7 protein-coding genes and 2 pseudogenes are annotated in these 8,284 nt (G+C 44.3%); 8 read left to right on the forward strand and 1 reads right to left on the reverse strand.

Annotated elements, in window-relative coordinates; all coding sequences use genetic code 11:
• Positions 1–71: 71 nt before the first annotated feature.
• From CU633_RS07805 to CU633_RS07840, 8 genes and pseudogenes are all read left to right on the forward strand, one after another.
• Positions 72–1,451 (forward strand): YheC/YheD family endospore coat-associated protein, encoded by a 1,380-nt coding sequence (locus CU633_RS07805; RefSeq protein ID WP_101659166.1) that lies wholly within the window; start codon positions 72–74, stop codon positions 1,449–1,451.
• A 3-nt stretch (positions 1,452–1,454) separates the two neighbouring features.
• Positions 1,455–2,558 carry a YheC/YheD family endospore coat-associated protein gene (locus tag CU633_RS07810; RefSeq protein ID WP_101659167.1) on the forward strand — a complete coding sequence of 368 codons (1,104 nt, stop codon included), beginning with the start codon at positions 1,455–1,457 and terminating at the stop codon, positions 2,556–2,558.
• A complete protein-coding gene (locus CU633_RS07815) occupies positions 2,536–3,903 on the forward strand; it encodes a YheC/YheD family endospore coat-associated protein (RefSeq protein WP_101659168.1) in 1,368 nt (455 codons plus the stop codon). The genes CU633_RS07810 and CU633_RS07815 overlap by 23 nt, the downstream gene beginning before the upstream one ends.
• A complete protein-coding gene (locus CU633_RS07820) occupies positions 3,900–5,099 on the forward strand; it encodes a YheC/YheD family endospore coat-associated protein (protein ID WP_101659169.1) in 1,200 nt (399 codons plus the stop codon). Before CU633_RS07815 ends, CU633_RS07820 begins: the two co-directional genes overlap by 4 nt.
• A gap of 84 nt (positions 5,100–5,183) precedes the next feature.
• Positions 5,184–5,396 carry a YheE family protein gene (locus CU633_RS07825; protein ID WP_101659170.1) on the forward strand — a complete coding sequence of 71 codons (213 nt, stop codon included), beginning with the start codon at positions 5,184–5,186 and terminating at the stop codon, positions 5,394–5,396.
• A 247-nt stretch (positions 5,397–5,643) separates the two neighbouring features.
• On the forward strand, positions 5,644–6,543 hold the full coding sequence (locus CU633_RS07830) for a PucR family transcriptional regulator (RefSeq protein WP_101659171.1): 900 nt from the start codon (positions 5,644–5,646) through the stop codon (positions 6,541–6,543).
• Between the two features lie 121 nt (positions 6,544–6,664).
• Positions 6,665–7,789 (forward strand): ABC transporter ATP-binding protein, encoded by a 1,125-nt coding sequence (locus CU633_RS07835; protein ID WP_101659172.1) that lies wholly within the window; start codon positions 6,665–6,667, stop codon positions 7,787–7,789.
• A gap of 225 nt (positions 7,790–8,014) precedes the next feature.
• Positions 8,015–8,159, forward strand: a pseudogene (locus CU633_RS07840) (IS5/IS1182 family transposase); the annotation flags it as partial.
• Positions 8,160–8,164: 5 nt separating this feature from the next.
• Here CU633_RS07840 and CU633_RS23610 read toward each other — a convergent pair.
• A pseudogene (locus tag CU633_RS23610) lies at positions 8,165–8,284 on the reverse strand (IS630 family transposase); the annotation flags it as partial.

Here is an 8,284-nt window from a genome sequence, read left to right on the forward strand (position 1 = left end):
ACGATACCATATCAGCTTTCGCCTAATTTTCATTAAAAAAGTGACAATGACAAACAAATGAGGAATGCTTTATGAGTATTTCCCCAATATTAATCACGATTACGCCGATCAAAATATTTCAGGAAAAAAACCACTTTATAAAAATCGGGAAAAATCTCCTCGATAAGTGGGGAATAGAAGAAGGGACTACGATAAAAATGCGGATCGGCAAGCGGGTTGTCGATGCAGCTGTTTTTGCAACCAGGCTGGAAGCAAAGCTTTTTCTCATTCCCACGTTTACACTGAAGGAAATGCTGCTTCCGGTTCAAAGCCTTCAATTTATCGTCCACTATCAGCCGCAGCACGAAACAATTTCATTTGGACCTGTGCTTGCACTGCTAACAGGCATAGAAGAATCGGTCACTGGCGAACCCGATTTCGGTCCGTTGCATGCATTTTGTGAGGAAATGCATCATGGCCTTTCCAGCCAGGGAGGTTTGTTTTACGTTTTTAACTTTAAGGATTTTCGTGTTGACGCGATAAAGGGGTATTATTTCGAGAATGACAACTGGAAACCAATGATCCTCCCGGCTCCCGATGCGATATATAACCGTAATCCAAGCCGCACACTCGAATTCTCACGCTACTATGAGAGGTTTCAAGCCGATATCGCTGCCATGGATATTGCCTTTTTTAATCATCGCTTCCTTTCAAAATGGGAAATCCATGAAATGCTGATGGCCGAGGAGCACCTTCTCCCTTACATCCCGGTAACCAAATTATTCAATCAAGACAATCTCGCCGAAATGATCTCTGAATTTGATTGTCTCTACTTAAAGCCGATTAACGGCAGCCAGGGCAGAAACATTATTCAATTGACCAGACTGGACGACAACGATTTTGTCATTAGCTCATCAAACTCCTGGTTTGCCAACTTCGAACATAAAAGCTTGGATGAAACGATGAAACAGATTGAATCCCGCCTGCATAACAAGCATTATCTCATTCAACAAGGAATTCCGCTCATATCGGTTCATGACCGAAAGCTTGACTTTCGGCTTTTATGCCATAAAAACTTGTCAGGAAGGTGGAAAGTGACCTCGACAACCGCACGAATATCGGCGGAGCACCAATTTGTTTCGAATATCGCCCGGGGCGGAGAAACGATGCGCCCGTTAAAAGCTCTCTCATTATATTTTGATCGGGGCTCCGCTTTGCAAATAGCGGCTTTAATGAAAGAGCTGGCTCTGGAAACCGCCGCCATTGTCGGGGAACGGACGGATGGACTCACGATTGAACTTGGCATCGACATCGGAGTTGACTGTACAGGAGGAGTCTGGTTGATTGAAGTGAACTCAAAGCCATCAAAAAATTTTGAAGAACACGATACAAAAATTCGCCCCTCGGCTAAAGCAATTATTGAATTTGTTACATCATGGGCACTAAAGCCATTACAACTGGAGGAGGAGTGATCTATGATCAAGTTCGGAATTATGTCCTTGCATTTGAACAGTGAAAATAAATATATAAATGAAATTGCTTCAAGAGCCGTGGGCTTCGGGATCGAATGCTTCCGGTTCATCCCGTCGCAAATTAACCCAGTTACCATGCTTGTCACCGGTGAAAGGTATGACGCAGAAAGGTCACGCTGGATTCCAGCGGAATTTCCGATCCCTGAAATTCTCTATGATCGTTGTTTTTATGGAGATGACCGCCATTCAAAGCAATGTATTCCGATCGTCAGCTGGTTAAAAAACAATCCGGACATTTCTTTCCTCGGTTATGGCCTTCCCAATAAGCTTGAAATTTATGAAGTGCTGGCAGCATCGCCACTGGCACCCTATTTGCCTGCTACAAAACCTTTATCGTTGCCGGACGAAGTTTTTACGGAATTAAAAAGGCATAGGAAAGTCATTTTGAAGCCTGTCAACGGTTCGGGAGGAAACGGAATTTATTATTTAGAAGTCCAAAAAGAAGGGATCCTTGCGAAAACGGAAAAACAAGGTAACCAGGTTAACTATCTTTTTTCAAATAAAAGCAAGCTATCCCGGTGGCTGGAGTCCTTATTAACGAAAAAAACTTTCTTAATTCAGCCATATTTACAATTAACAGATGATCAAGACCGGCCCTTTGATGTCCGGGTCCTTCTCCAAAAGGACGAAAATGGTAATTGGCTTGAGAGAGGACGGGGTATTCGGACCGGCAAAAAAGAAGGGATTCTTTCAAATTTAAGCGCCGGGGGAGTTGCTGCCCCTTTTCAAGCCTGGGCTGATATCGTCAATCCGCCGCTTAAAAGATTTATTTGTGAGGAGCTTGATGAGCTATTAATTAAAATCCCCGCCGTTCTCGAGGATTCCTTTATGCCGCTTTTTGAGCTTGGTGTTGATATTGGCATTACAAAAGACGGCGCTGTTTGGATACTGGACCTTAATTCTAAACCGGGCCGCAAGGTAATTTTGCAGTCCCTGCCGCATCTTCAGGAAGAATTGTTTTCCGCCCCGCTTCTTTATGCAAAAAAAATCGGCAGCGCCGTACAGAAAGAGAGGAAACGGTACAATGAGAAAACGCTATCCAATTGAATTTTCAGCACATATTGACGATGTCGTTTACTATCCCGCCGAATTGCAGTTAAACGAAACCGCGGCAAAAATTGCTTTTGGAAGCAGATCGGTCGCAGCATATATCCTCCCCCATCCTGAAGATCAAAATGTGATCATCATTAGCAGGAACATCCAGGATGAGCTAAAAATGCCCGAACTGACGAACCCGCTGCATGTATTTGCCGAAAACGAGACCTTATTTATCGGACCTCTTGTCGGTATTTTCACAGCCGGTTTCACACCGTTTCCGCTCAGGCCGGTCGGAGACAGGTCATTGTTTTTTGCCAAACTGCTCTCGGTGCAAAAATCTGTGGGTGTCCTGCCATTTGTGTTTGGAGAGCAACATATTGACTGGGAAAACGGGCTCATAAAGGGGTATTTTTATCAACAAAAGGGCTGGGAGATCCTTGAGGTGCCCTTTCCAAATGTCATTTATGACCGGCTCCCAAACCGGCGGACGGAAAAGCTGTTTGAGCTGAAAAAAGTGAAAGAGCGCCTGCAAAACGATTATTTAATTCCTTGTTACAATCCCGGCTTTTTTAATAAGCTTGAAATTCATGAGCGGCTGTTCCAGGAAGAGGCCCTGTCTCAATATTTGCCGGAAACCCACCCATTCACATCGTTCTCAAATATTGAACGAATGCTCGCAGATTACGGCCATGTTTATATAAAACCGATCAACGGCAGCCTTGGGTCCGGCGTTCACCAAATTATCTATGACAAACGGGGCGGCGATTATTATTGCCGCTATCGCGATCAAGACGGGAAAAACAAACTAAAAAAGTTTGCTTCACTGGAAAAATTGATGCGCCATATCTTTTCCAACAAAAGTCTTTCAAAAATGCTGGTCCAGCAAGGAATCGACCTTATCAGGCATGAAAAGCGCCAGATTGATTTCAGGATTCATACGAACAAGGATGAAAGCGGAACATGGCAAATAACCGCCCTGGCTGCCAAAATTGCCGGGCCGGGAAGCGTTACAACCCACATAAACAATGGTGGAGCGATCAGGACAATCGAGGAAATTTTTCCTGATCAAAATGACCAACAGGCGTTTTTAGAAAAGCTGACAAAGGCGGCTCTTGAATTAAGCAAAGGCATTGAAAAAAACATCGATGGGTTTATCGGTGAAATTGGCTTTGATATGGGGATCGACCGGCATGGCCGTATATGGCTGTTCGAAGCTAATTCGAAGCCGGGCCGATCCATTTTCAAGCATCCCCAATTAAAAGAATTTGAGCTATTGACCCGGAAATTCTCATTAGCCTTTGCCGTCTTTTTAGCAGAGAAGGCGATCACAAAACCTGAGGAAGTATTCAAGTGATTCTTCATTATGATCAAAATGAAAAGCTATGGTGTATTTTAACCGGCGATGGTCCAAGACGCGCCTTCGCCTCCAGCCAACAGCATTTGACGGTACACCCTTTAGCCGGCCAGGGTTCCGTGTTCGCTTTCCCGATTCATTCGCGGTGCGAAAATGCCGGGCCCTTAATCGGGATTATGACGGCCCGGAAGAAAAATGGCAGCATAGCCGGAAACGGCCAGCTGTTTGAAGATATCCAAAAAAAGTTAATCGGAATGGGCGGGATTTCTGTTGTATTTACCCCGGATCAGCTGGCAGACTCAACCATTCAGGGTTATTTATACGTTCCAGACGAGCAAAAATGGATCGCGGTTTCTGCGCCGATTCCGCATCTCATCTACAACCGGATTCCCTTCAGGCAAGCTGAAAAAACAGCAGCGACGATCGAAGCATTCATAAAATTTGCTGACCAGAATGTTCCGATCTTTAACCCTTGTTTTCTCGATAAATATGTCCTGTATGACATTCTTAATCAAAATGAAGAGATTCGTCCCTACTTGCCAGCGACGATCACCGTTCACAATGATGATGAACTCTCATATTTTCTTGACGAGAATCGTTCCATCTATTTAAAACCGCGCGTTTCAGCACAAGGGAAAGGAATTTTTCGGGTCATGCAGGATTCCGGAGGTACAATTACGCTTGAAAGTAAACGCAAGAAACGCCTCTTCGAAAGCTTCGCGAAATTTTGGGACTATCTCAGCTCCACTGTCGAAACAAGCAAGTACATCGCCCAGCAAGCCGTCGAGCCTGCGCGTCTGGATGGCCACCGCTTTGATTTTAGAATCCTCGCCCATTGGGGGGAAAATGGCTACCGTCCGACGGGAGTCGGCATCAGGCAATCGGGCCGCCAGGATCTGACCACCCATCTTCCGAACGGCGGCAAGCTTTTGCCGTACAGCCTGGTCCGCAGAAATGAGCATGATCAATTTATTGAAAAAATCGTCCGCATATGCGGTGAATCCCTGTCTTCGGTGTTAGGCTTTTTTGGTGAATTTTCGATTGATGCCGGGATCACAGCAGCCGGCGACTATGTCCTTTATGAAATCAACTCCAAGCCGATGGCCTTTGATGAACCTGAGATCGAAGAACGGCGGGTTGAGAAACTCTGCAACCTGTTCTTCCTTCGCTCCGGATTTTCCATGCCGGCCCAATGATCAGCAACAGGCGAACTACATTAAAGCCTGTTGTTTTATTTTGTTGGTTCCAGACGTTAAAATGAAGCAAGGAGGGATTTCGGAATGTTAACGCATTTTCAGTATAGGCTGCTATATGCAAATAGCCAGCTCCCGGGCTGGACGTTCTCGTTCTATTTGAAAAAGAAAAAATATGAAGGAATTTATCATCAAAGTGGAAAAATTGAGTGGACATCGATGCAGCCCGATCAAGAGATCATTGCAGATGTCCAAAGCCAGATCCATGAATTAATGTTATTTCATGTGTATGAAAAATAGTTTGCTGTACTTTTCCGTAATAAATAGAAAGCAAATCAGGATGTGATTTTTTCAGGAGCCGATCAAAAATCGTTGCTCTGAAACGCATTTCATCGTTTATGATGAGACGGGGACATTGAGGGGCATAACACTGGCTATTTTTCGCCGGCAGCGTTACTATCAATGTCTTTTTGAATTGTTTCTGCCTTTCTGCCTATACCTCTAACTGCTATAATGAGAGGTAGCAAACCTTGAAAGAGGAAACGATATGTTTAAACAACTTTTATCACTATACCCCGGTGCAGTGCTTGCGTCCGGCCCTCCTGATCAATTGAAACCCGGTTACCATTGGTTTTTGGCTCACGATCAAGACGAATGGATCGGCATTCCGGAAAAAAGCTTAACCGAAAAGGAATTGGACTTGCTCAGAGCGCTGTTCGGGAGCTCTGAACAACCCGCATCCATTTACCGGGGTTACCTGGAACAAAGCTGGCATGATTTTTTATTTGCAGCAGGACAGCCTCCCGCTTCTGATGATGTGCCAAGGAGGATGATCCAGTTTCAATTCGACGGGGAAAGCCTCGATAAAAACGAAATGGAACCTGCCTTAAAAGGTTTTTTTGCGGATGAATGTATGGTTATCTGGCTGGGTGATGAAAAAGGGCTTGTGATTGAAAATAATAAAGGCTACATCATGGGCGAGGATGAGTTCCATTCATTGGCCAGTACACTGGAAAGCGATTTTTATATTAAAACCTACTTCTATTTGGGCAAGTTTCTGCCTATAAACGAAGAAATGCCCCGCCTTGTTCAGCAGGAAATTGAATTCTTCCAGAAGGGAATGAAACTCCTCTCGAAGGAACGGATCTACACGTTCGAACGGATTTTTCCCGCGATGCTGTCTGATTCGATACCGGAAAATTTACGCCATCATTTAACGCGAGAAATTTTGCCGGTCTTTGACGAGGATCCGGAAATGCTTCATACAATCAAAGTTTTTTTGGAAAATAATTTGAATGCTTCTTCAACAGCTAAAAAGCTATATATCCACCGCAACACCCTGCAATACCGGATTGACAAATTTACTGATAAAACCGGGATTAGCTTGAAGGACTTTAACGGAGCGATAACTGTATATATTGCCTGTCTTTTGCACGAATTAACCTGACTTTTGATTTTCTGCAAGTTGCCCAAAAACGCCCCTCACTTTTTGTGCAGGATGTCCATACTTTATTCTTCTATAATTCGCTACACTGAATTCAAGCAGAAAACATAGGAGGATGAACTAGATGGCTGAATTGAAATTGGATCATATTTACAAGGTTTACGATAATAAGGTAACAGCGGTTCATGATTTTAACCTTCATATTAAGGATAAAGAATTCATCGTTTTTGTCGGTCCGTCCGGGTGCGGTAAGTCAACAACATTGCGGATGATCGCCGGACTTGAGGAAATTTCCCAGGGTGATTTCTATATCGACGGCAAACGTGTCAATGATGTCGCGCCAAAAGACCGTGACATTGCAATGGTTTTCCAGAACTATGCCCTTTATCCGCATATGAGCGTTTATGATAACATGGCATTTGGTTTAAAACTGCGAAAGTTCCCGAAAGATGAAATTGACCGCCGTGTCAAAGAAGCTGCGAAAATTTTGGGCCTTGAACCGTATTTGGACCGCAAGCCAAAGGCTTTATCCGGCGGGCAGCGCCAGCGTGTCGCCCTCGGCCGTGCGATTGTTCGTGACGCGAAAGTGTTCTTGATGGATGAGCCGCTTTCCAACCTTGATGCAAAGCTCCGTGTGCAAATGCGTGCGGAAATTGCCAAGCTTCATCAGCGTCTGCAAACGACTACGATTTATGTAACCCATGACCAAACTGAAGCAATGACGATGGCAACACGTCTCGTCGTTATGAAAGACGGAATTATCCAGCAGGTCGGCGCTCCGAAAGAAGTATACGAAAAGCCTGAAAATGTGTTTGTTGGCGGATTTATTGGTTCTCCTGCGATGAATTTCTTTAACGGCACACTTGAAGAAGGAAAATTCGTCATTGGCAATGTATCTGTTGCCGTTCCGGAAGGGAAAATGAAAGTTCTTCGTGATCAAGGCTATGTTGGAAAGGAACTGATTCTTGGCGTCAGACCTGAAGACATTCATGATGAGCCTGTTTTCATCGATGCTTCAGCCGGTTCAAAAATTTCCGCCGTCATTGAAGTTGCTGAATTAACAGGAGCCGAAACGATGCTTTACTCGAGCGTCGATTCACAGGAATTTGTCGCCCGCGTTGATTCCCGCACCGACATCACTCCGGGACAAACTCTTGAGCTTGCGTTTGACATGAACAAAGTCCATTTCTTCGATGCTGAAACCGAACTGAGAATTCGTCCTGCTGCCGAGGCGGTTGCTGCGGTATAACCATCGTTTTGTCCCCGGACTGATTTGAACGTTGCTGCAACTCAAACACCCCATCTTTGAAAAATGGGGTGTTTTTTTGTGAATACGAACAAATGCACTATAACAAAGTATCTTTATGGTAATTTCAAAGGGAAATAAGACTCAGAAATTTATCCTTTTTGAAATCATTAGGACTAAGTCGTAATGATTTCAAAAAGGCCAGCAAGCGAAAGCGAAGTAGCGAAAAAAGCGACGGGAAAGCAATTACAAACATTGATTGAAAAAAGTGTTGCAGCTGAGCAAGGAGATTGAAACGGTTATCAGGGATGCAGCAGCTTATTCGGAAAAAGATAATATTAAATACAGTAAGAAGAACGAAATCAAACTAGTAGATCATCAAGCTTTAATCTGTGGGTAAAGCCTTTTTAATTTGATCCTTGCTTCTTCAGTTGTGAATTGCCAATCCACTCCTTTTTGCTGGTTGTTACGTTCCTGCTCCCACTCCGTCAGTTCGCT

The organism is Bacillus sp. V3-13 (assembly GCF_002860165.1).
Classification (GTDB): Bacteria; Bacillota; Bacilli; order Bacillales; family Cytobacillaceae; genus Bacillus_BJ.

Excerpts from the sequence above, each read along its gene's own strand:
- CU633_RS07810 (WP_101659167.1), top strand. The coding sequence starts at position 1,455 with ATGATCAAGTTCGGAATTATGTCCTTGCATTTGAACAGTGAAAATAAA.
- CU633_RS07830 (WP_101659171.1), top strand. The coding sequence starts at position 5,644 with ATGTTTAAACAACTTTTATCACTATACCCCGGTGCAGTGCTTGCGTCC.
- CU633_RS07805 (WP_101659166.1), top strand. The coding sequence starts at position 72 with ATGAGTATTTCCCCAATATTAATCACGATTACGCCGATCAAAATATTT.
- CU633_RS07825 (WP_101659170.1), top strand. The coding sequence starts at position 5,184 with ATGTTAACGCATTTTCAGTATAGGCTGCTATATGCAAATAGCCAGCTC.
- CU633_RS07815 (WP_101659168.1), top strand. The coding sequence starts at position 2,536 with ATGAGAAAACGCTATCCAATTGAATTTTCAGCACATATTGACGATGTC.
- CU633_RS07835 (WP_101659172.1), top strand. The coding sequence starts at position 6,665 with ATGGCTGAATTGAAATTGGATCATATTTACAAGGTTTACGATAATAAG.